This window comes from Mesorhizobium sp. B2-1-3A (assembly GCF_006442655.1).
In the GTDB taxonomy this organism is placed as follows: Bacteria; Pseudomonadota; Alphaproteobacteria; order Rhizobiales; family Rhizobiaceae; genus Mesorhizobium.
The window spans coordinates 21,552-41,587 of sequence record NZ_VFWK01000003.1 but is presented as its reverse complement, the minus strand read 5'-3'; the positions used below and the strand labels follow the sequence as shown (position 1 = coordinate 41,587).

The 20,036-nt window shown below is 64.6% G+C and carries 19 protein-coding genes; 8 read left to right on the top strand and 11 right to left on the bottom strand.

What is annotated here, in order from left to right; genetic code table 11:
• Window positions 1-15: 15 nt before the first annotated feature.
• From FJ977_RS11555 to FJ977_RS11540, 4 genes are all read right to left on the bottom strand, one after another.
• Entirely contained in the window at window positions 16-1,161 is a 1,146-nt protein-coding gene (locus FJ977_RS11555; RefSeq protein ID WP_140771497.1) for a hypothetical protein, read from the bottom strand.
• A 40-nt stretch (window positions 1,162-1,201) separates the two neighbouring features.
• A complete protein-coding gene (locus FJ977_RS11550) occupies window positions 1,202-2,290 on the bottom strand; it encodes a hypothetical protein (RefSeq protein ID WP_140771495.1) in 1,089 nt (362 codons plus the stop codon).
• Window positions 2,291-2,600: 310 nt separating this feature from the next.
• Window positions 2,601-2,990 carry a cytochrome c family protein gene (locus FJ977_RS11545; protein ID WP_140771493.1) on the bottom strand — a complete coding sequence of 130 codons (390 nt, stop codon included), beginning with the start codon at window positions 2,988-2,990 and terminating at the stop codon, window positions 2,601-2,603.
• Between the two features lie 118 nt (window positions 2,991-3,108).
• Entirely contained in the window at window positions 3,109-3,966 is an 858-nt protein-coding gene (locus FJ977_RS11540; RefSeq protein WP_140771491.1) for a LysR substrate-binding domain-containing protein, read from the bottom strand.
• A gap of 99 nt (window positions 3,967-4,065) precedes the next feature.
• Here FJ977_RS11540 and FJ977_RS11535 point away from each other — a divergent pair, with 99 nt between their 5' ends.
• Window positions 4,066-4,962 carry a DMT family transporter gene (locus FJ977_RS11535; protein WP_140771489.1) on the top strand — a complete coding sequence of 299 codons (897 nt, stop codon included), beginning with the start codon at window positions 4,066-4,068 and terminating at the stop codon, window positions 4,960-4,962.
• A gap of 22 nt (window positions 4,963-4,984) precedes the next feature.
• On the opposite strand, the gene FJ977_RS11530 is transcribed toward FJ977_RS11535, so the two are convergent.
• The gene (locus tag FJ977_RS11530; RefSeq protein WP_140771487.1) at window positions 4,985-5,596 is read right to left on the bottom strand and encodes a thymidine kinase; all 612 of its coding nucleotides are present in this window, start codon (window positions 5,594-5,596) and stop codon (window positions 4,985-4,987) included.
• 277 nt (window positions 5,597-5,873) lie between these two features.
• Here FJ977_RS11530 and FJ977_RS11525 point away from each other — a divergent pair, with 277 nt between their 5' ends.
• From FJ977_RS11525 to choV, 3 genes are all read left to right on the top strand, one after another.
• On the top strand, window positions 5,874-6,809 hold the full coding sequence (locus FJ977_RS11525; RefSeq protein WP_140771485.1) for a choline ABC transporter substrate-binding protein: 936 nt from the start codon (window positions 5,874-5,876) through the stop codon (window positions 6,807-6,809).
• Between the two features lie 137 nt (window positions 6,810-6,946).
• Complete coding sequence (choW, locus tag FJ977_RS11520) at window positions 6,947-7,801, top strand: choline ABC transporter permease subunit (RefSeq protein ID WP_140771483.1); 855 nt, start codon at window positions 6,947-6,949, stop codon at window positions 7,799-7,801.
• Window positions 7,798-8,979, top strand: a complete 1,182-nt coding sequence (choV, locus tag FJ977_RS11515) for a choline ABC transporter ATP-binding protein (protein WP_140771481.1) — start codon at window positions 7,798-7,800, stop codon at window positions 8,977-8,979. Before choW ends, choV begins: the two co-directional genes overlap by 4 nt.
• Before the next feature lie 36 nt (window positions 8,980-9,015).
• Here choV and FJ977_RS11510 read toward each other — a convergent pair whose 3' ends face one another.
• Together FJ977_RS11510 and FJ977_RS11505 are read right to left on the bottom strand one after the other, a co-directional pair.
• Window positions 9,016-10,425: an ATP-binding protein gene (locus FJ977_RS11510; protein ID WP_140771479.1), complete on the bottom strand. Its 1,410-nt coding sequence runs from the start codon at window positions 10,423-10,425 to the stop codon at window positions 9,016-9,018.
• Window positions 10,422-11,138 (bottom strand): response regulator transcription factor, encoded by a 717-nt coding sequence (locus FJ977_RS11505; protein WP_140771477.1) that lies wholly within the window; start codon window positions 11,136-11,138, stop codon window positions 10,422-10,424. Before FJ977_RS11505 ends, FJ977_RS11510 begins: the two co-directional genes overlap by 4 nt.
• Before the next feature lie 270 nt (window positions 11,139-11,408).
• On the opposite strand from FJ977_RS11505, the gene FJ977_RS11500 reads away from it, so the two are divergent.
• The 4 genes from FJ977_RS11500 (at window position 11,409) to clpS (ending at window position 12,919) form a co-directional block, all read left to right on the top strand.
• Complete coding sequence (locus FJ977_RS11500; protein WP_115142115.1) at window positions 11,409-11,708, top strand: hypothetical protein; 300 nt, start codon at window positions 11,409-11,411, stop codon at window positions 11,706-11,708.
• A 37-nt stretch (window positions 11,709-11,745) separates the two neighbouring features.
• Entirely contained in the window at window positions 11,746-11,997 is a 252-nt protein-coding gene (locus FJ977_RS11495) for a hypothetical protein (protein WP_140771475.1), read from the top strand.
• Between the two features lie 162 nt (window positions 11,998-12,159).
• Window positions 12,160-12,474 carry a hypothetical protein gene (locus FJ977_RS11490; protein WP_056578033.1) on the top strand — a complete coding sequence of 105 codons (315 nt, stop codon included), beginning with the start codon at window positions 12,160-12,162 and terminating at the stop codon, window positions 12,472-12,474.
• A gap of 139 nt (window positions 12,475-12,613) precedes the next feature.
• Window positions 12,614-12,919, top strand: a complete 306-nt coding sequence (clpS, locus tag FJ977_RS11485) for an ATP-dependent Clp protease adapter ClpS (RefSeq protein WP_140772751.1) — start codon at window positions 12,614-12,616, stop codon at window positions 12,917-12,919.
• A 176-nt stretch (window positions 12,920-13,095) separates the two neighbouring features.
• On the opposite strand, the gene FJ977_RS11480 is transcribed toward clpS, so the two are convergent.
• From FJ977_RS11480 to FJ977_RS11465, 4 genes are read right to left on the bottom strand one after another with little or no spacing between them, the layout of a single operon-like run.
• Window positions 13,096-15,174 (bottom strand): hypothetical protein, encoded by a 2,079-nt coding sequence (locus FJ977_RS11480; protein WP_140771473.1) that lies wholly within the window; start codon window positions 15,172-15,174, stop codon window positions 13,096-13,098.
• A 3-nt stretch (window positions 15,175-15,177) separates the two neighbouring features.
• The gene (locus FJ977_RS11475; RefSeq protein ID WP_140771471.1) at window positions 15,178-18,000 is read right to left on the bottom strand and encodes a DUF4159 domain-containing protein; all 2,823 of its coding nucleotides are present in this window, start codon (window positions 17,998-18,000) and stop codon (window positions 15,178-15,180) included.
• The gene (locus tag FJ977_RS11470) at window positions 17,997-18,938 is read right to left on the bottom strand and encodes a DUF58 domain-containing protein (RefSeq protein ID WP_140771469.1); all 942 of its coding nucleotides are present in this window, start codon (window positions 18,936-18,938) and stop codon (window positions 17,997-17,999) included. The genes FJ977_RS11475 and FJ977_RS11470 overlap by 4 nt, the downstream gene beginning before the upstream one ends.
• On the bottom strand, window positions 18,938-19,942 hold the full coding sequence (locus FJ977_RS11465) for a MoxR family ATPase (protein ID WP_056578023.1): 1,005 nt from the start codon (window positions 19,940-19,942) through the stop codon (window positions 18,938-18,940). Before FJ977_RS11465 ends, FJ977_RS11470 begins: the two co-directional genes overlap by 1 nt.
• Between the last annotated feature and the right edge of the window lie 94 nt (window positions 19,943-20,036).

Here is a 20,036-nt window from a genome sequence, read left to right as displayed (position 1 = left end):
TCCGTGGTGTTACGGTCAGACGTCTGAGATGACCTGTCCGTTGGACAGGATGTGGACCTTGTAGCCGCCGAAGATCTTCTGTGCCTCGCCGGCGGCGTAGAGCGCCTGGTAGGCCTCGTGCGGGATCAGCGCGTGGTTCTCGTAACTCGACACGCCCTGGCGCGCGGCTTCCAGGTCGTCGGTGTTGATGAAGAATTCCTGCGTCGTCTTCTCGCTGGAAAACAGCCCTTTACGGCCGGGCTTCTCACCCTTGGAATAGACCTCCTGGATGGTCCAGGTCAGCAGCCAGGCGTTTTCCGGCTTGCGCACCTTGGCCAGCACTTCCGTCACCGTCGAATTGTTGTCGGTAATCCCCGCGGAATAGAAGGGGCCGAGCACGACACGGCGCAACTGCTTGGGGTGCAGGGGCTCGAAATCCTTGTCGAGATTGACCGCGATCGTCGCCGGCGACAGCGTGTAGGCGGAATTCTTCTCGGTGAAATCGTCGAAACGGTGCGCAAGCTCGGGATTGAGCAGGCCGTCGACCGGCAGCGGGATGTCGACCTTTTCGTTGAGCTTGCCGTCCCGGTCGACGAGCTGGCGGATCATGCTTTCAGAAGAATCCTCCACTGTCACCATGTAGACCAGCGGCAGGTTGGCGCTGCCGTCGAAGGTGGCCCAATGGACGAGATAATAGGGCCGTGCCGTCTTCGGATTGACCGAGACCTTGGCGGTCTGCGCCAGCGTGAAGGGACTGAAGGTCTGCTCGCTCTTGACGTCCTCGAGGTAAAGCCGCTCGGCCATCGACTTCTGCAACGCTTCGGGGAATTCCTTGTGGCGCAGGATGAAGTCGGCCATCTCCTCGCGCAGCTCGCCCGCCAGCGGGATGTTGGCAAGGCGTGCATCAGCCTGCCGACGGTCGTTCTCCAGTTCGAGCAGGTTCTGGAACACCGGGAAACCGCTTTCGGCGCGCGAAATGCGGAACGTGTCCATGAAGCCCAGCCGGTTGCGCCAGCAGGAGAAGGATTTGTCGAGCCGGGCGATATATTCGGCGACAATCTTGGCGACGATGCCGTGCCGGTAGAGCGGCGAGCGGTCGTCGCGCATGAACACTTCAAGGCCGCTGAGCGCGGCCGTTATTGCCGAGAAATACCGCGCCGCCGCGTCGTTTTCGGGGGTCATGCTGTCAGCCCTGGGATTGTCGCACCGGTGCGCGCGGCAATTATGACTGCACGTAGTTGGCCGAATTGTGCTTCTTCAGCACTTCATCGAAGCGGCGGGCAAAGGCGTCGTCGGCCAGCTTCTTGCGGCGCTGGATATCGGCGCTGGCGACCATGTTCTTCTCATGCATCTCGAGCAGGTCGCCAATGTGTTTCTGCGAGGCGGCACCGATGCCGGCCATGGTTTCTTCCGCCGTGTTGTCGACCTGGCTGCCCAGCGTGTTGATCTTGTGGGCGACATCCTGCTGGGCCGCCGTCTTCAGCGAATCTTCCAGCGCCTTGTAGAGCACGATGCGCTGTTCGGTATCGATGGTCAGCTTGTTGATCAGCGTCGACTGCGCGGCGATCTGGTTGTTGAGCGAATCGACGAAGGTCTGGAACATCGAGGTGTAGCGCTCCAGCGTTTGGCTCTCCGCCAGCAGTTCCTGCTCCTTGGCCTGCTTCTCGTTGTATTCGGTGGCGAGCACCGAGCGCTCGCCCTCGAGCTGCGTGCGGTCCTTCTGATTGGTCGAGACGGAGATCTTGTTTTCGATGTCGAGCAGCATCGGGTTGAGCTCCTCGATGCGCTTCTGCACGGCTTCGAGGTTGGACATGGTGGTCTTGCGGCGCTCGATGACCTGCGACAGGCTGGCCTCGGAGGTTTTGTAGCGCTGGTCGAGGACCTCTTTCTGCGCCTTCAGGATACCGACGATGGTGTCGGACTTGGCCAGCAATTCCTGCAGATTGCCGGCCAGCGACATGTTGCGGACGCGGTCGGTGCGCAGGCGCTGCTTGCGCTGCGCGGAAAAGATGCCGACGAAATTTTCCCAACCGGAATAGTTCTTCATGCTCTCGAACTCGGCGCCGAAGACGTTGGTGGCATCCTCGAGGCTGATGATCAGGTCGGCGATGTTGCCTTCCATCACCTTCTGCTGCTTCAGCACGTCCTCGATGCGGGCGTTCTCGATGTCGAAATTGGCATCGCCGATCTTCTTGTCGGCGGTGGCGAGTGTGTCGAGCACGGTGCCGGACTGCTCGATCTTGGTTCGCATATCCTGGACGACCTGCTTGGTCTTGGCAATTTCGGCGTCGAAATTCTGCAATGTCGCCATAGGGGCCTCCCGCTTCGGCTTCCGGTCGCTGGTTGCGAACAGCGGCGAATATATGTGGGGCTTCCGGGGATTGAAAGACGTCAAGACAAGGCTTGCATGAAAACAAAAGAATCCGCCAAGGCCTTGAAAGACAATGCAGGTGGGGTCATGGCGTGATTAGCCGGTCCGTCGGGACTGGTTCAACTGTCATTGAACTTTCATGCAGGCAAAACAGTCAGCCCCCGCCGGCGTGGAAATGCTGAATTCGACAGGGAATTTAACCGGTTGCAGGCAAACAGATCGACGCGGCCGCAGCCGCGCCGGCGCGCATTCAGGGCTTCGGATCGGCCTTCAGGTAGGCAATGACATTGGCGATGTCGTCGTCGTTGGTCAGGCCGCCAAAAGCCATTTTGTTGCCAGGAACCTTGAGCTTGGGAGCCTTGAGATATTCGGCAAGATTTGCCTCGTCCCAGACGAGACCGGCAGCCCCCGCGCTCTTCATCGCTTCGGAATAATGGCCAAGGAAGCTCTCGGCTGTACCGGCGGTGCGGCCGACCACACCCATGAGATGCGGGCCGACCTTGTCGCGGTCGCTGGCCGCTTCATGGCAGGCGATGCACCGGTTGAAGACGTGCTTGCCCTGCGCGGGGTCGCCGCCGGCATGGGCGGCAATGGAGCTGGCAAGCAGAAGAAGACTGGCTGTGGAAACGGCTCGAAGCATGGCTGACCCCGAAGAGCTTGGCTGACGGCCTTATAGGACCGAGGCCTTAACAAACGCTGCATCGTGGCGGGTTGGCAAGGCGGACCTCCGGCCGATCTCCCGCAACCGGACGATGACCTCAGGCCTGCCGCGCCAGATCGCGGCGCAGGAAATCGTGCAGCCGATCGACCGCCGGCGTCGTCGACAGCGGGTTGCGCAGGATGCCGATTTCGAGATCCGGCAGTACTGGAAGCCCTTCATTGCCGCCGATGATGCGCAGCGACGGCGGCACGCTGCGCTGCGCCAAACCGGCGACCGCCAGGCCGGCCTGCACGACCGCGACCAGGCCCAGCAGCGAGGCGCTGGAATAGGTGCAACGATAGGCGCGATCGGCGTCGCCAAGCGCCTGCAGGACACTCATCCTGGCGGCGCAGCCCGGCTCGAACAAAGCGACGGGCAAGGGATCGGTCTGCCAGGCGACGTGGTTTGGCGAGGCGACCCAGACGAAGCGTTCCAGCCGGATCACGTCAAGCGGCTGCTCCGGCAGCCGGGTGACGATCGCCAGATCGAGCCGCCCTTCCGCCAGGGTTTTCACCAGTGCGGTCGACTGTTCGCAGATCAGTTCCACCGTCACCAGCGGGTGATCCTCGGCGAAGCGTGACAGGACGGGTGGCAGCAGGAACGCGGCATAGTCGTCCGGCACGCCAAGGCGCACGCTGCCTGTCTCCTTTGGCCGGGTGACGCTCGCCCATGCCTCGTCCGACAATTTCAGCAGCCGACGCGCATAGATCAGGAAATCCTCGCCGATCGCGTTGGGCGTGACGGTTCGGGGACCGCGCACCAGAAGCTGGTTGCCGACCATCTCCTCCAGCCGCTGCATCTGCATGCTGACGGCTGACTGGCTGCGGCCAACCCGCGGTGCCGCATTGGACAAGCTGCCACTCTCGACGACGGCGACGAAGGTTTTCAACAGGTTGAGGTCAAGCGGAGCGGCCATGGTGCTATCAGCATATCGAATAGGTTGCTCCAAATCTATTCGCTTGTTTGAAAGCTGTATTGCTGGCCAGATGGGGCTCGCGCGCTTGAGGAAACGTCGATGAAGGACCTGTCAGCTTCCCGTTTTCCGGCCGCGAGTCTCGCCTTTGCGATGACGATCGCCGGCACGGTCGGCGCCTTCGTCACTGAATCGGGATTGCATCCCGTCACCGTCGTCTTCTGGCGATGCGTGTTCGGCGCCGCGTTCCTCGGCGCTTGGTGCCTTCTGCGTGGCTATCTGCCGGACCGCACCCTGTCCTTGTCCCGTCTCGCGCTGGCAGCGCTTGCCGGGGCCTGCATGGTGCTGAGCTGGACGGCCTTCTTCGCCGGCTTCGCCATGACGTCGATCGCCACGACGACGATCGTCTATCACGTCCAACCCTTCTTCGTGGTCATCATCGGGGTGATCTTCCTGAAGGAGCGTATCTCGCTTGACCAGATGCTGTGGATGCTCGGCGCGTTCCTTGGCGTGGTGCTGGCCAGCGGGCTGGTGGTTTCCCATGCGCAAGCCAGCACGGCATGGGCGCTGGGCATCGCACTGACGCTGGTCGCCGCGCTGCTCTATGCGGTGGCGACGATCCTGGCCAAGGGTCTGGGCCAGCAGCGCGCAGAAGTCACCGTGCTTTGCCAGACGATCGTCGGAATTGTCATGCTCGCGCCCTTCGCCGGGATCGGCCAGCCTATTCCCGCGCATTCATGGGGCTGGCTGGTCAGCATTGGCGTGCTGCACACCGGTATTGCCTATGTGCTGATGAATTCGGCGTTTCCGCGCCTGACGACGCCGGTGATAGGCATCATCACCTTCATCTACCCGGTCGTTGCCATCATCATCGACTGGGCGATCTACGGGCATCCGCTTGGGCCGGCACAGGCCGCCGGCATGGTACTGATCGCAGTGGCGACGCTCGGTGTCCGGTTGGGCTGGCGGTTTCCGCGACGGCGTGTCTCGGCGGCCTGACGCGGATCACAGGGAAGGACGTTCAGGGTTCCATGAAGCCGATGAAATCGTCGGGCGCGGCGCGGCCCATTTCTTCCTCCCAGTGGCGGCGGCAGAGCGAGACATAGACGTCCTTGCCGATCGCCACCTGGTCGCCCTGGCGGGCGACCTTGCCGTCGGCGCCGAGGCGCACGACCATCGTCGCCTTGCGGCCGCAGCGGCAGATGGTGCGCACCTCGCGCAGGTCGTCGGCGATCGCCAGCAGCGCACGCGAGCCGGAAAACAGCTTGCCCTGGAAATCGGTGCGCAGGCCGTAGCACATCACCGGAATGTTCAGCCGGTCGGCTATGCGGGCCAATTGCCAGACCTGCTCCTCCTCGAGGAACTGCGCCTCGTCGACGAAGACGCAATGCACCGTCGTGTGGTCGTGATGCTCGGCGACGCGTGCGAACAGGTCGTCGCCATCGCGAAACATCTCGGCTTCCGTCTCCAGTCCGATGCGCGACGAGATCAGGCCACTGTCGCCCTTGCGGTAGTGGCCGGCGACGAACAGCATCGTGGTCATGCCGCGCTCGCGATAATTGTACGATGCCTGCAGCAACATCGTCGTCTTGCCCGCATTCATCGTTGCGTAGTTGAAGTAGAGTTTGGCCATGCCGCTCTTTTAAGCCGAGTTGCCTCGGTGCGGGGAGGGGCCGCCGCGGCATTCCCCTGAAAAAGCCGGCTCGCTTCCGAAAAAGATGCCAAGCCTCTCAAAAAAACACTTGGCACGATAAAAGCGTCAACCGTGTCGCTGATTGGCCAGTCCGCGCCGTTGATCGTGATTGCCTTGACGCTTGAATCCAAAACAGAATGGTGTTTGGCTGACGAAACAAGGCGGGCAGAGAAACCGTAACTACGCTTCGCCAAAGAATCACAATGGGAGACTGTCTATGTCGCGTATGAATTCCTTCGTCGCCGGCCTCGGGCTGGCGGCTCTGTTGTCCACGAGCGCCGCGTTCGCCGGTGACGCCGAAAGCTGCAAGACCGTGCGTCTTTCCGATGTCGGCTGGACCGACATCCAGGCCACCACCGGGGTTGCCTCGGTGCTGCTCACCGCTCTCGGCTACGAGCCGAAGGTGATCCAGCTGTCGGTGCCGGTGACCATGGCTTCGCTCAAGAACAAGGACCTCGACGTCTTCCTCGGCAACTGGATGCCGTCGATGACCAACGACATCAAGGACTACACCGCCGATGGTTCGGTCGAGACCATCAGCACGAACCTGACCGGTGCCGGCTACGGCATCGTCGTGCCGACCTATGTCGCGGACGCTGGCGTCAAGTCGCTGACCGACCTTGGCAAGTTCAAGGACAAGTTCAACGGCAAGATCTACGGCATCGAGGCCGGCAATGACGGCAACCGCATCATCCTCGACATGATCAAGAACCCGAAGGACAATCTCGACGGCTTCGAGCTGGTCGAATCCTCTGAGGCCGGCATGCTGACCCAGGCCGAGCAGTCGATGAAGAACAATGAGTGGATCGCCTTCCTCGGCTGGACGCCGCATCCGGTGATGGGCGCCATGAAGATCACCTATCTGGACGGCATGGGCGACAGCGGCTTCGGCGCTGCCACCGTATTCACCAATGTGCGCAAGGGCTACACCACCGAATGCCCGAATGCCGGCAAGTTCATCGCCAACCTCAAGTTCAATCTGGACATGGAAGGCCAGATGATGGACGCGATCCTCAAGGGCGGCGACGCCCAGACGGTCGCCACCGACTGGCTGAAGAAGAATCCCGACGCGATTGCGCCCTGGATCGCCGGCGTGACCACCTTCGACGGCGGCGATGCGGCAGCGGCCATCAAGACCGCCCTCGGAAGCTGAGCCGACTTTGCATCCGGCATGACCGGATGAAGATGGGCAGCCGTTTAACAAAGGGCTGCCCTTTTTCACATCCTGTGACAAGATGACGTTGCGACAGCACGGGGCCGAAGGCAGAGCTCCGGTGGAAGAGGGGTGAGATGGATCCGATTTCCAAATTCATGGTCGATCACAAGATCCCGATCGGGGCCTGGGGAAAGTCCTTTTTCGGTTTCCTGACCGACAATTTCGACACCATCTTCAGAGCCTTCTCCAACGGCCTGAATTTCATCCTCGACGGGCTGGTCGACCTCCTGCTGATGGTGCCGCCGGTGCTGCTGGCGCTGGTCATCGCTGTCATCGCCTGGCTGCTGCAGCGCTCGCGGCCGCTCGCCATCGGCGTCTTCCTTGGCCTGATCTTCATCATCAACCAGAACCTGTGGAAGCAGACGGTGCAGACGCTGGTGCTGGTCGTCGCCGCCGCCGCCATGGCCATGGCCATCGGCGTGCCGCTCGGCATCTGGGCGGCGCACAAGCCAAAGGTCTACCGCGTCATGCTGCCGGTGCTCGATCTGATGCAGACGCTGCCGACCTTCGTCTACCTGATCCCGGTGTTGACCCTGTTCGGCCTCGGCAACGCGCCCGGCCTCATCGTCACCATCATCTTCGTCATCCCGACCGCGGTCCGGCTCACGCATCTCGGCGTCGTTTCGGTGCCGAAGTCGATCATCGAGGCCGGCGAGGCGTTCGGCGCGACCAAGAGGCAGCTTCTGTGGAAGGTGGAACTGCCCTCGGCGCTGCCCACGATCATGGCGGGATTGACGCAGTCGATCATGCTGTCGCTGTCGATGGTGGTGTTCGCGGCCCTGATCGGCGCCGGCGGCCTGGGCACCGAAATCAACCGCGCGCTCGGCTCGCGCCGCATCGACCTCGGGCTTGAAGCGGGCCTGGCGATCGTCGTGCTGGCCATCGTGCTCGACCGAATGACCCGCATTGGCGTTGGAGGCAAGAAATGACCGTCGCCGTCGATTTCAAGAACGTCGATATCGTCTTCGGCGCCGACCAGGCCGGTTCACTGGCGATGATCGACAAGGGCGCCACGCGCGCCGAAATCCTCGAAAAGACCGGCAATGTGCTGGGCTGCGCCGACGCCAGCTTGACGGTGCATGAGGGCGAAATCTCGGTGCTGATGGGCCTGTCGGGCTCCGGCAAGTCGACGCTGCTCAGGGCCGTCAACCGGCTCAACGTGGTGTCGCGCGGCCAGGTTCTGGTCAAGGACGGCGACAAGATTGTCGATGTGGTCACTTGCGACGAGCCGACCTTGCGGCGCCTGCGCCAGAAGCAGGTGGCGATGGTCTTCCAGCAGTTCGGCCTGCTGCCATGGCGCACGGTCGAGGAAAACGTCGGGCTTGGCCTCGAACTTGCCGGCGTGCCGGAAGCCGAGCGCAAGGAACGCGTGCACAAGCAGCTCAAGCTGGTCAATCTCGACCAGTGGTCGAAGAAATACGCGCATGAACTGTCCGGCGGCATGCAGCAGCGCGTCGGTCTCGCCCGCGCCTTCGCCACCGAGGCGCCGATCCTGCTGATGGACGAGCCGTTCTCGGCGCTCGACCCGCTGATCCGCACCAAGCTGCAGGACGAATTGCTGCAGCTGCAGGCCGAGTTGAAGAAGACCATCATCTTCGTAAGCCATGACCTCGAGGAGGCGCTGAAGATCGGCAGCCACATCACCATCATGGAGGGCGGGCGTATCGTCCAGACCGGCGCGCCGGAAGACATCGTGCTGCGGCCCGCCAACGACTATGTCCGCGACTTCATCGCCAATGTGAACCCGCTCTCGGTGCTTACCGCCTGGAACGTGATGCGCGACCGCCGAGACCTCGAAGAAGGCAAGGACGGCTGGGTGTGGCTCGACCGGCGCAAGACGACGCGCTTCAAGATCGACGAGCACGGGCTGGTGGCGGCGGCCGAGCGCGACGGCAAGCCGGCGGTGTGGGTATCTTGCGCCGATGTCGAGACCCAGTCGGAGGAAGCGGCGCAAGTCTTCTGGGCCACCCCCGGCACGTCGCTGAAAACCGTGATGCTGGCCATGCACCGCTCGCAGACCGCACCGGTAGCGCTGTTCGACGACCAGTCCCGCTTCGTCGGCGCCATCGGCATCCGCGACGTGCTGAGCGCGGTGTTGCGTCGGTAGGCGCCTCGCAATCTCCTGTTTGACGCAATTCCCGCGTCAGGCCGCCAGCGGCAGGCGCAGCTCTGTCAGCAATCCGCCGTCCGGATGATTGGACAGGCGGATCTCGCCGCCGGCGGCGCGCGCGATGTTGCGGGCAATGGTGAGGCCCAGGCCAAGGCCGCCGGTCTGGCGGTTGCGGGACTGTTCGAGGCGCACGAAGGAGCCGAACACGGCATCGATCTGGGCCTGCGGTATCCCAGGTCCTTCGTCGCGGATGGTCAGCGTGATCGTGCCGTCCGAGCGGTGCAGGCTGAGATGCGCCTTCTTGCCGTAGGTGACGGCGTTCTGCACCAGATTGGTTACACAGCGCCTGAGCGCGACCGGCCGCGCGATGCAGATCAGGCCGCGCGAACGGGTGTCGTCATTGTCGAACGAGACCTCCGGATAGGGGTCGGCGATCGATTCCACGAGCGACCAGAAGTCGATGCGCTCGGTCTTTTCCTCGTTCACCTCGAAGGTAGCGAAGTCGATCACCGAACTGGCGATGCTCTCGACATCGGCAAGATCATGCGCCAGCGCCTCGCGAACCGCCGATTTGCGCAACAATTCCAGCCGCAGCCGCATGCGCGTCATCGGCGTGCGCAGGTCGTGCGCCAGTGCGGCGGCAAGATGCTCGCGGTCCTCGACATATTCGCGCAGCCTGGCCTGCATGGCGTTGATTGCTCTCGCGGCAGCCTGAACCTCGCGGCTGCCGCTTTCGGCGATCGGCGGACTCTTCAGGTCTTTGCCGATCCTGTTCACGGCGGTTTCCATCATCCGGTAGGGCGCGGTCAGCCGGCGCAGCGACCAGATCGACATGATCACCACCAGCCCGGCGATAAGCGCATAGAGCGGCAGGCTGTCGAAGCTCAGGATCGGGCCAATCGGCGTGATCGGCTCGGTGAAGTTCAGCCACTGGCCGTCGGCGAAGCGCAAGGAGGCCGTTAGCTTGTCGCTCTGGGCGAAATCGGCGGCGAGCACCAGAAGGTCGCGCTCCACCTGGCCGATATCGGGGCCGGATGCGGTGCCGCTGGCGTCGTCGGCCTCGCGCGTCGCCGGGTCCCGCCGCACGCGCGCGTCGGTGACGCCGAACTTCGACAGCCGGCCAACGAGGATGTCCTCGAGTTCGGCCAGCTCGTCGTCGCCGGCGATCGAGGAGGTGACGGCGGGCGTGTCAGAGACGGTAAGGGCGTAAGTCGAGTTGAACAGGCCTGCCGCGGTTGCCTTGCGCTCCTCGGGCGTGGCGCCGCTCATCAGCTGCACCAGCGAGAAGGCGCGGTCGTTGAGGCGGTAGAGGTCGACCACGTCGTTGGCGGCGGCGCGGTCGCGCGACACGATATAGAGGGTTGCGACCTGACTGATCAGAAGGCCGGCAATGACAATAAGCAGCACCCAGGCAGGCAAGGTCCGCGGCAGGAGACGTCTCATTCGGAGGTCGTCTCGGGCAGGAACTGGTAGCCGCCGCTGCGCACCGTCAGGATCAGCTTGGGCGTTTTGGGGTCATCTTCCATCTTGCGCCGCAGCCGGCTGACGAGGATGTCGATGCTGCGGTCGAAGGAATAGTCGCTGTCGCCACCGGACAGCTCGATGAGCTGGTCGCGGGTCAGCACGCGCTGGGCGCTCTTGACGAAGGTCTGCAGCAGGTTGAATTCGGCCATGGTCAGCTCGACCCTGACATCGTCGGGCGCGGTCAGCCGTCGCCGCGAACAGTCCATCGTCCAGCCGGCGAAACGGTAGATCTGCTTGGTCGCGGCGCGTTTCGGCTCGGCGGCGCCATTGCGCCGCAGCACGGCACGGATCCGGGCCAGGAGTTCGCGCGGATCGAAGGGCTTGGGCACATAGTCGTCGGCGCCCATCTCCAGGCCGACCACGCGGTCGGTGGTCTCGGTCACGGCGGTCAGCATGATGATCGGCGTCGTGTACTGAGCGCGCAGGTCGCGGCACAATTCCAGCCCGCTCTTGCCGGGCAGCATCACGTCGAGCACGATGAGGTCCACCTGCGAGCGGCGCAGGATGGTCTCCATCTCGGTGCCGTCGGCGGCAACCGAAGTGCGCAGGCCCCGCTTCTGGAAGAACTCCTGAAGCAGGTCGCGGATGCCCTTGTCGTCGTCGACGATCAGTATGTGTGCGTCGGATTTCACGAGGTACCCTGTCCCGGTTGCCGGCCAAGCCATTCCTAGCAGGTGAGCCACACGATAGAATTCGGGCCATATGTTGGCCAGTGCCTTGGATTTCAAGGGAGAACGAATTCCGCCTTCTCCACATGGAAAGCGGTGGGGTCCCGGCAGACACAATCCAGAAACAAAATTCTACAATCGGGAAAAACTCCTGAAAAGGTAAGGCGGCATAACGGTGCCGTGGCGGTCAGGTTATCGGCTGCGACGCTAATCTCCGGGTTTACGGAAAAACCGATGCCAAGGTTGTCGATCAGTTTGTTGGGTGCGTTGCTGGGTCTTGGCCTGGTCACTGCCGCTGTTGGACAATCGGACGCAAAGGCGCCGCTCACCCGGAGCGAACGGTGCGCCAATCTCAGCCACCAATTTGATGAAGCCCTCGAAACCCACGCCACGGCAACGCAGGTCACCGCGGCAAAGGCACTTCAGAGAAAGGGCAACCGGTACTGCGCCGCCAAGAAACAGGCACAGGGCATCCGGATGCTCGCCAATGCTTTGAAGCTGCTTGGAGTGGCACCGAACGACCCGGTCCAGTGACACTCAGAATCGACCCGCATAAAAAGGAAATGAAGCCATGAAAAAGTCCATCCTGTCCGCCACCGGTCTCGCCGTTGCCCTGGCTTTCGCGATGCCCGCTCTCGGCAACGCCGCTGCCACCACGACCGCTGCTCCGGCTGCCTCGACCACGACGACCACCACCGCTCCGGCTGCTGACGCCACCGCCAAGCCCCCGGTGAAGAAGGTCGTCAAGAAGGTCAAGCACAAGAAGGCTCCTGCCAAGAAGACCGTGAAGAAGGCCAAGGACAAGGCTGCTCCGAAGGCCTGATCCGGGTCCGACGACACTTCCTATCAAGGCCGCTCCAGCCGCACTGGCTGGAGCGGCCTTCTGTCAGGCACCCGATCGAGCGGCTGAGCACCGGCGGCCCACGGCCAGCAATCTCGATCTGACTTAACCCGTTTTCAACGCCGGCCGTGTAGGACAATCCGCATGAAGAAGCGGCTTTCGTCCATATTGCGTTCAATGGTGATTGGCGGCCTGGTTGCCACCGGTGTCGCCAGGGCGCTGATTCTGCTCACCGCGAGCCCCGTGCCCGATCCTGCCAGTGGCCGCACCGAGCCCTCGCTGTTCGCGCCGATAATTTCCAGCAACTGGGACTACATCACACCTGTCCAGGCGTGGCTGCTGATCGTGCTTCTTGCCGTGACGCTGGTCTGCGTTGCCGGATGGCCGATCGCGGCCTGGATGGAACGCCGGGCGGACGCCGGCGCAAACCGCCGCGTCTTCGGCCGCCAGGGCCGTTGAACCGCGACCGACGATCTCCCACATGATTGTGAATGACCGGGCCCGCCCGCGGGCGGCCCGCACGCCAATCAAAATGGACGATCGCTGCCGCCCGTGGCAAAATACGCGGCGAAGCCAGATGGCGAGACTGTCGGTTCCGATGCCAGAGATCACCACAAAACCGCGCGTCCAGGTCAAGCCGCAAACCGAACGGCCAAAGCTCTACAAGGTCATCCTCATCAATGACGATTTCACACCGCGCGAATTCGTGGTGACGGTGCTGAAGGGCGAATTCAAGCTCAGCGAAGACCAGGCGCACCGAATCATGATCACCGCGCACCGGCGCGGTGTCTGCGTGGTCGCGGTGTTTACCAAGGATGTCGCCGAGACCAAGGCGACGCGGGCCACCGATGCAGGCAAGGCCAAGGGCTATCCCCTGATGTTCACGACGGAGCCGGAAGAGTGAGGAGGAGGGGTTCTTCCCTTCTCCCCTTGTGGGAGAAGGTGGCCTCGCGAAGCGAGGTCGGATGAGGGGTGTTCCAGGGAACACCGACGCCTCACTCCGCTGGAACACCCCTCAACCGTCTCGGCGCTGCGCGCCGATCCACCTTCTCCCACAAGGGGAGAAGGAAAAAGGCGCCGCTACCGTCCCTCGCGGTACCACATCGAGCCCATCGCCAGGAGCAGCAGGCCGAGGCCGAGGAAGCCGCCGAACAGGGGCACGCGCGAGACGGCCTTCAGGACGCTGTCGTCGGTGGTGCGCAGGCCGATCCAGTCGCTGCCGGAGGCATCGCCGGCCGAGCGCACCGGCACGATGGAAGGCAGAGTCACGCCGCCGCCGGGGGCCGTGGACGAGGCCAGCCGGCGCACGCTGCCGCCAGTGGCTTCAGCCGGCGCCTTCAGCCGGTCCTCGGTGGAGATGACGTCAGCGAATTCCGGGGCGTTGACCGGTCCGACATGGGCAAGCGCGGTGAGATCGCCATTGGCGACCTGGAACAGGCCGATCTCATTGGTCTGGACGCTGCCAAGGAAGACACCGGGCTCGGATTTGTCGAGCTTGACGGTCACGGTCTTGCCGGAGGGCGTGATGATCTGCGCGGGGCCGGGATCGTCGGCCATCGTCTGGCGGCGGATCTCCAGCACCATGCCGCGTCCCTCGGCGGTCAGCCGCTCTTCCTCGAGCTCCGGTTCCTTCATCAGCCAGTGGGCGATGCGCCGGTAGAGCTGGACATGCGGGCCGCCGCCCTCGAAGCCGCGCGCCCACAGCCAGCCCTGGTCGGACAACAGCATGCCGACGCGGCCTTCGCCCTTGCGGTCGAGCAGGAGCAGGGGCCGGTTGTCGGCGCCCTTCATCACCACTTCGCCTTGCGGATTCTGTACGCCGATGGTGCGGAACCAGCGGCTCCAATGCGGCGGCTCGGTGGCCGAACCGTCGAGGCCGCGCGTCACCGGATGACGTTGGCCAAGGTCGGTCAGGCGCGGATAGAACGCTTTCTCGACCACCTCGCCGGTCGGCATGGCGGGCAGGGCCGACATCAGCGGGGTGCGCGCGATCGAAGCCTCGCCGGCATATTCGGGGCCGGCGGCGATCAACAGGGCGCCGCCCTTTTCGACATATTCGGAGATGTAGTCGTAATAGAGGATCGGCAGCACGTCGCGGTGTTGGTAGCGGTCGAAGATGATGAGGTCGAAATCCTTGATCTTCTCGACAAACAGCTCGCGGGTCGGGAAGGCGATCAGCGACAATTCGTTGATCGGCGTGCCGTCCTGCTTCTCCGGCGGCCGCAGAATGGTGAAGTGGACGAGATCGACCGAGGCGTCGGATTTCAACAGGTTGCGCCAGGTGCGCTCGCCGGCATGCGGCTCGCCGGAAACCAGCAGCACGCGCAAATTCTCGCGGATGCCGTCGACCAGCGCGATGGCGCGGTTGTTGGTGTCGGTGAGTTCGCCCGGTTCGCGGTCGATGGCGAGTTCGATGATGTTGCGGCCGGCGCCCGGAATGGTCACCTGGAGCGGCATGGTCTGGCCGACAGTGGCATGCTCGACGGCGACCTGCTCGCCATTGACGGAAACGCGCACATCGACCGGGCCGGCCTCGTTTTCCGTCGAGATGACGCGGTAGGTCATGTCGAGCGGCTTGCCGACAAGGCCGAAGCGCGGTGCGTTCTCGAAGCGGATGCGGCGGTCCTTTTCGTGGTCGTTGCCGGTGATCAGCGCGTGCAGCGGGGCGTTGAAGTCGGGCGCGCCCGAAGGCGCGTCATGCACCTCGCCATCGGTGATCATGATGGCGCCGCCGATGCGCGAGGGCGGCACGTCGCGGAAGGCGCCTTCCAGCGCGCCGAACAGCCGGGTTTCGGTGCGCTCCTCGGCGGCATCGGACTTGCCGGCCTCGACGACGCGGACGTCGAACTGCTTGAAGCGGCCAAGACGCTGCTGCAGCCCGGCCAGCGCCTCATCGGTCTGCCTGGTGCGGTCGCCGATGTCCTGGCTCTGGCTGCGGTCGACGATCAGCGCAACGACGCTCTTCAGCGGCTCGCGCTCCTCATTGAGGAACACCGGGTTGAACAAAGCGGCAGCAAGCGCCAGCAGGGCGACGAAGCGCAGGACGCCGCCGCGCTGGCGAAACCACAGGCCGATGAGCGCAAGCAGTGCCAGAGGCACCAGCACCAAGGCGAGCAGCGGCCAGGAGATCAGCGGTTCGAGGGAGATGGACCAGTTCATCCGCTATTGCCCCAATCGTTCGAGCAATATGGGCACATGCACCTGGTCGGATTTGTAGTTGCCGGTCAGCATGTACATCATGATGTTGACGCCGGCGCGCAGCGCGTAGATGCGCTGCATCGGATCGGCCGGCACGGTCGGCAGCAGAGGGTCGCCATTCTCGTCGACCGCCCAGGCGCCGGCGAAATCATTGGCGGTGATCATGATCGGCGAGACGCCGTCGCCGGTGCGCACCGGCCGGTTATCGGCGTTGCTGGCGTCGAGCGATGCCTCGACCCAGAGCGGGCTGCCGGCGAAACGGCCGGGAAATTCGGGCAGGATGAAGAAGGACTTGGTCAGCACGTGGTCCGACGGTACCGGCTCCAGCGGCGGCACGTTGAGGTTGCCGAGGATGTCGCGCAGCCGCTCGGTCGCCGGGCTGGTGGAATCGGCGCCGATGCCGTTGGCGAACTGGTCGCGCGTGTCGAACAGCACCGTGCCACCTTGCTGCATATAGGCATCGATGCGGGCGATCGCGGCCTGGCTCGGCATCGGTGCCGCCGGATCGATCGGCCAGTAGATCAGCGGATAGAAGGATAGCTCGTCCTTCGAAATATCGACGCCGGCCGGCGCGCCCGGTTCGAGCGCGGTCTTCTCGATCAGGAAGCGCGTCAGGCCCTCGAGCCCGGCGCGGCTGATCGAATCGACGCCCGGCACGCCAGTCAGCACATAGGCGATGCGGGTCTTGGAGATCGCCGCGATCGCTGCCTCGTCGCCCGGCTTGGCATCGTCGGCGCGGGCGTAGTCGGCATGGCCGAACAGTGCGCCAAGGGCAATCAGGACTGCCGCGGTGGTGGCCACGGCGCCGGCACGGCGCGGCCGGCGTGAAAACAGGCCGCCCATCCAGAATACCGCCAGCGTGTCGAGCAGCATCAGCACCAGTGCGGCTGCGACCAGCGCGCCTTTCAGGTTGCGGGATTCGTCGAAAGCATACTGGATCGTGGTGACCGGAACGGCGACTTGCGGGCGCGCCAATGGCTCGAACGTGGTTGCGGCATCAAGCAGATTGTGGGCGAAGACGCCGGTCTCGGAACCATAGAGGCCAGGCGGGTTCTCGAAGGTGACCGGCAGCGGGCCGGCTCCCGGCACCAGCGGCCGCGCATCCGGCGTCGGCGGCACCAGCGAGCCGTCGGCCGCGATCATGCGGTAGGGGGCCAGCGAGGTGGCGGCGGCTTCGGCATTGGCGATCGCCGCGCCCTGGTTGCGCGACAGCTGGACGATGCGGCGCAGCATCTCGACGAAGCTGCCCGAGATCGGCAGGTTCGACCATGTCGCCTCGGGCGTGACGTGGAACAGCACCAGCGTGCCCTTGCCTTTCTTCAGCCCGGTGACCAGCGGCGTGCCATCGGCGAGCGCCGCCCAAGTGCGCTCGACGATGTCGGGTGTCGGCTCGGCCAGCACCTGCCTGCTCACGGTGACCTCGGTGGGAGGCGCCAGATCGGCGAAGGGGCCGGCCTTGGGGAATTCGGTGACCGGCTGCGGCGACGTCCATGACAACGCGCCGCCGAGCGAACGCTCGCCGATGCGCAGGCGAACCGGCAGCAAATCGTCATCATTGCCGGCGGCCGCCAGCCGCGAGCCGGCGAAACGCACGAGCGTGCCGCCATTGTCGACCCAGTCGACCAGCCTTTGCCGGACCTGTGCGGGAATGGTGCCGATGTCGGCCATGATGATCATCGCCGGCTTCTGGTCGAGGATCTGCGGAATGGCGTCGGCGAGATCGGCACTGGAGGGTTCGACCAGGTCGGCGAAAGGCTGCAGCGCGCGCCTGATGTAGTAGAGCGGCGACAGAAGCGGCTGCGCCTGGTCTGCCTCGGCCTGCGACAGCAGCCCGACACGGCGGCGCTTGGAGCTTTCGTCGAGCACGCGCACCGCGCCCGCCTGGCGCTCGCCGTCGAGCGCGATCGAGGCGAAATCATTGCGCAGCTCGAACGGCACCGCCATGGTGCCGGTGGCGGTGGCTTCGCCGGGCGCGAAGGTCAGCGTCGCATCGGCGATGCGGCGGCCCTTGTCGTCGAAGGCGCCGGCGGTGACCTGCGCGGGGGCCGGGTCGCCCGGGGCGCGGATGGCGGTGAGGGCAAAGCCGTCGACCTGGTTGTCGGCGGCGGTCAGGCCGGTCAGCGAAAGCCGGTCGGCGGTTGCCCAGACGATGCGGGCGGCATTTTTCGACAACAGCGTGTTGAAGGCGGCCTCGTCGCCCTTGGCCGCCAGGCCGTCGGCCAGCACGGCGACGCTGGCGCCGGGCAGGCCCTCCAGAACGCCGGCGACGCGGGCATAGACGGCGGGCCGATCGGTCGGGATTGGCCGCGGCTTGGCGGCGCGCAGGCGGTCGAGTGCGGCGGCGGCATCGAAGGGGCCGATCTCCGCATTGGCCTTTTCGGCGGTGAAGGCGATGATGACCGGCACGCCGTTCGAGCCGGCGTCGGCGATCAGCCGTTCGGCGGTGGCGACGCGCTTGTTCCAGTCGGCGGCACTGGCCCAGTCATTGTCGATGACCAGCGCAAGGGCTGCACCCTCGGCCGGCAACTTCTCGCGCGGGTTGAAGACCGGTTCGGCCAATGCCGCGACGATGAGCGCGGCCATCAGCAGCCTGAGCAACGTCAGCCACCATGGGCTCTGCTGCGGCGTCTCCTCGCGCTTCAGCACCCGCGCCAGGATCTTCAGCGGCGGGAAGATCTCGCTCTGCGGCTTGGGCGGCGTCAGCCTGAGCAGCCACCATATCACCGGCAATGCCAGCAGGCCCCACAGCACCATCGGAGCGCCAAAGGAGAGCGGCAGCCAACTCATGCGACAGCCTTCCCCGGCTGACCACTGCCTGCGTTCAGCCCGGTAAAGGAGCCATCGGCGGTCATCGCCATGTGCAGGCGCACCAGTGCGTCGGACGCCAGCCGATCGGTGTGGTTGACGGTGAAACTCCAGCCGAGCCGCTTGCACCAGCCGGCCAATTCCGCGCGGCGGGCGGTGTAGAGCAGGCGATACTCGTCGCCGAGCATTTCGGCACGCCCGGCGGTCAGTTTTTCGCCGGTCTCGGGATCGGTGAACTCGGTGCGGCCGGCATAGGGGAAGGTTTCCTCGGCCGGGTCGGCGACCTCGATCAGATGCGCGCGCACGCCGTGGCGGGCAAGCACGTCGAGCCATTCCATCGTCTCTTCGACCGGATCGAGGAAGTCGCTGGCGATGACGATGTCGCAGAATCGCCTGATGTCCGACAGATCAGGCTTGGCCGGCAGGTCGCCGGCATGCATCAACTGGGCGGCTATGCGCTCGGCGCCGTTGCGGGCCGTGAATGGATCGGTCAGTCCCGGCCAGGCGATGCGCTCGCCGCTGCGCGACAACAACTCGGCCATGGCCAGCGCCAGCACCAACGCGCGCGACTGCTTGGAAACGCTGGCACCGGTCGACTTGTAGAGCATGGACGGCGAGGGATCTGCCCACAGCCACACCGTATGGGCGGCTTCCCATTCGCGGTCGCGCACATAGGTGTGGTCGTCGCGCGCCGAGCGGCGCCAGTCGATGCGCGAGGAATCGCCTTCGACATAGGGCCGGAACTGCCAGAAATTCTCGCCGATGCCGCGCTTGCGGCGGCCATGCCAGCCGGCGATCACGGTGTTGACGATGCGGCGCGCCTCGACCAGCAGGTCGGGCACAAGCGAAGCCCGCAACCGGCCACGGGCGAGCGCGTCGCGCGTCGCTGCCGGAGCCTGGACCTCGCCGATACGCGTCATCAAATCCCTTTCACAAGCTTCGCCACCACATCGCGCACGCTGGTGCCCTCGGCGCGGGCGGCGAAGGTCAGTGCCATACGATGCTGCAGCACCGGCTCGGCCAGGGCCCGCACATCGTCGATCGAAGGCGCCAGCCGCCCATCGTAGAGCGCGCGGGCGCGCGTGCACAACATCAGTGCCTGGCTGGCGCGCGGGCCGGGGCCCCAGGCGACATGCTTGTCGGTCTCGGCATTGCCCTGGCCCGGACGCGCCGAGCGCACCAGGGTCAGGATCGCCTCGACGACGCTTTCGGGCACCGGCATGCGGCGGATCAGCGTCTGGATCTCCTTCAGCCGTGCCGGCTGCAGCACGTTCTGGGCCTTCGCGTCCTCGATGCCGGTGGTTTCCAGGAGGATGCGGCGTTCGGCCTCGATTTCGGGATAGAGGATGTCGACCTGCATCAGGAAGCGGTCGAGCTGGGCTTCGGGCAGCGGATAGGTGCCTTCCTGCTCCAGCGGATTCTGCGTCGCCAGCACGTGAAAGGGCGCGGGCAGATCGTAGCGGGCGCCGGCGATGGTGACGTGATATTCCTGCATGGCCTGCAGCAGCGCCGACTGCGTGCGTGGCGAGGCGCGGTTGATCTCGTCGGCCATCAGCAACTGGGCGAAGATCGGCCCTGAGATGAAGCGGAAGGAGCGCTTGCCGGTCTCGTCCTGCTCCATCACCTCGGAGCCGAGAATGTCCGATGGCATCAGGTCGGGCGTGAACTGGATGCGGCGCGAATCGAGGCCGAGCACGACGCCCAGCGTCTCGACCAGCTTGGTCTTGGCAAGGCCCGGCACGCCGACCAGCAGCGCGTGGCCGCCGGCCAGCAGCGCCACCAGAGTGCGCTCGACGACGTTCTCCTGGCCGAAGATCACCCGGCCGACCCCGTCGCGGATCCTGGAAATGTCAGCCAGCGCCTTCTCGGCCTCAGCGATCATGTCCGTTTCGCTGATCGGGCTTTCCTTGACCATCACGCTCATGTCGTATCGATCCCTTTGGTTGGAAATACCGGCCCGCACCATATCATAGGTTGCCGCGATTCGGCCTCGCGTAGCGCCTATGGTCGAACTTAAA

Excerpts from the sequence above, each read along its gene's own strand:
- FJ977_RS11475 (WP_140771471.1), bottom strand. The coding sequence starts at position 18,000 with ATGAGTTGGCTGCCGCTCTCCTTTGGCGCTCCGATGGTGCTGTGGGGC.
- clpS (WP_140772751.1), top strand. The coding sequence starts at position 12,614 with ATGCCAGAGATCACCACAAAACCGCGCGTCCAGGTCAAGCCGCAAACC.
- FJ977_RS11555 (WP_140771497.1), bottom strand. The coding sequence starts at position 1,161 with ATGACCCCCGAAAACGACGCGGCGGCGCGGTATTTCTCGGCAATAACG.
- FJ977_RS11525 (WP_140771485.1), top strand. The coding sequence starts at position 5,874 with ATGTCGCGTATGAATTCCTTCGTCGCCGGCCTCGGGCTGGCGGCTCTG.
- FJ977_RS11490 (WP_056578033.1), top strand. The coding sequence starts at position 12,160 with ATGAAGAAGCGGCTTTCGTCCATATTGCGTTCAATGGTGATTGGCGGC.
- FJ977_RS11480 (WP_140771473.1), bottom strand. The coding sequence starts at position 15,174 with ATGAACTGGTCCATCTCCCTCGAACCGCTGATCTCCTGGCCGCTGCTC.
- choW (WP_140771483.1), top strand. The coding sequence starts at position 6,947 with ATGGATCCGATTTCCAAATTCATGGTCGATCACAAGATCCCGATCGGG.
- FJ977_RS11550 (WP_140771495.1), bottom strand. The coding sequence starts at position 2,290 with ATGGCGACATTGCAGAATTTCGACGCCGAAATTGCCAAGACCAAGCAG.
- FJ977_RS11530 (WP_140771487.1), bottom strand. The coding sequence starts at position 5,596 with ATGGCCAAACTCTACTTCAACTACGCAACGATGAATGCGGGCAAGACG.
- FJ977_RS11540 (WP_140771491.1), bottom strand. The coding sequence starts at position 3,966 with ATGGCCGCTCCGCTTGACCTCAACCTGTTGAAAACCTTCGTCGCCGTC.
- FJ977_RS11470 (WP_140771469.1), bottom strand. The coding sequence starts at position 18,938 with ATGACGCGTATCGGCGAGGTCCAGGCTCCGGCAGCGACGCGCGACGCG.
- FJ977_RS11465 (WP_056578023.1), bottom strand. The coding sequence starts at position 19,942 with ATGAGCGTGATGGTCAAGGAAAGCCCGATCAGCGAAACGGACATGATC.
- FJ977_RS11535 (WP_140771489.1), top strand. The coding sequence starts at position 4,066 with ATGAAGGACCTGTCAGCTTCCCGTTTTCCGGCCGCGAGTCTCGCCTTT.
- FJ977_RS11510 (WP_140771479.1), bottom strand. The coding sequence starts at position 10,425 with ATGAGACGTCTCCTGCCGCGGACCTTGCCTGCCTGGGTGCTGCTTATT.
- choV (WP_140771481.1), top strand. The coding sequence starts at position 7,798 with ATGACCGTCGCCGTCGATTTCAAGAACGTCGATATCGTCTTCGGCGCC.
- FJ977_RS11545 (WP_140771493.1), bottom strand. The coding sequence starts at position 2,990 with ATGCTTCGAGCCGTTTCCACAGCCAGTCTTCTTCTGCTTGCCAGCTCC.
- FJ977_RS11495 (WP_140771475.1), top strand. The coding sequence starts at position 11,746 with ATGAAAAAGTCCATCCTGTCCGCCACCGGTCTCGCCGTTGCCCTGGCT.
- FJ977_RS11500 (WP_115142115.1), top strand. The coding sequence starts at position 11,409 with ATGCCAAGGTTGTCGATCAGTTTGTTGGGTGCGTTGCTGGGTCTTGGC.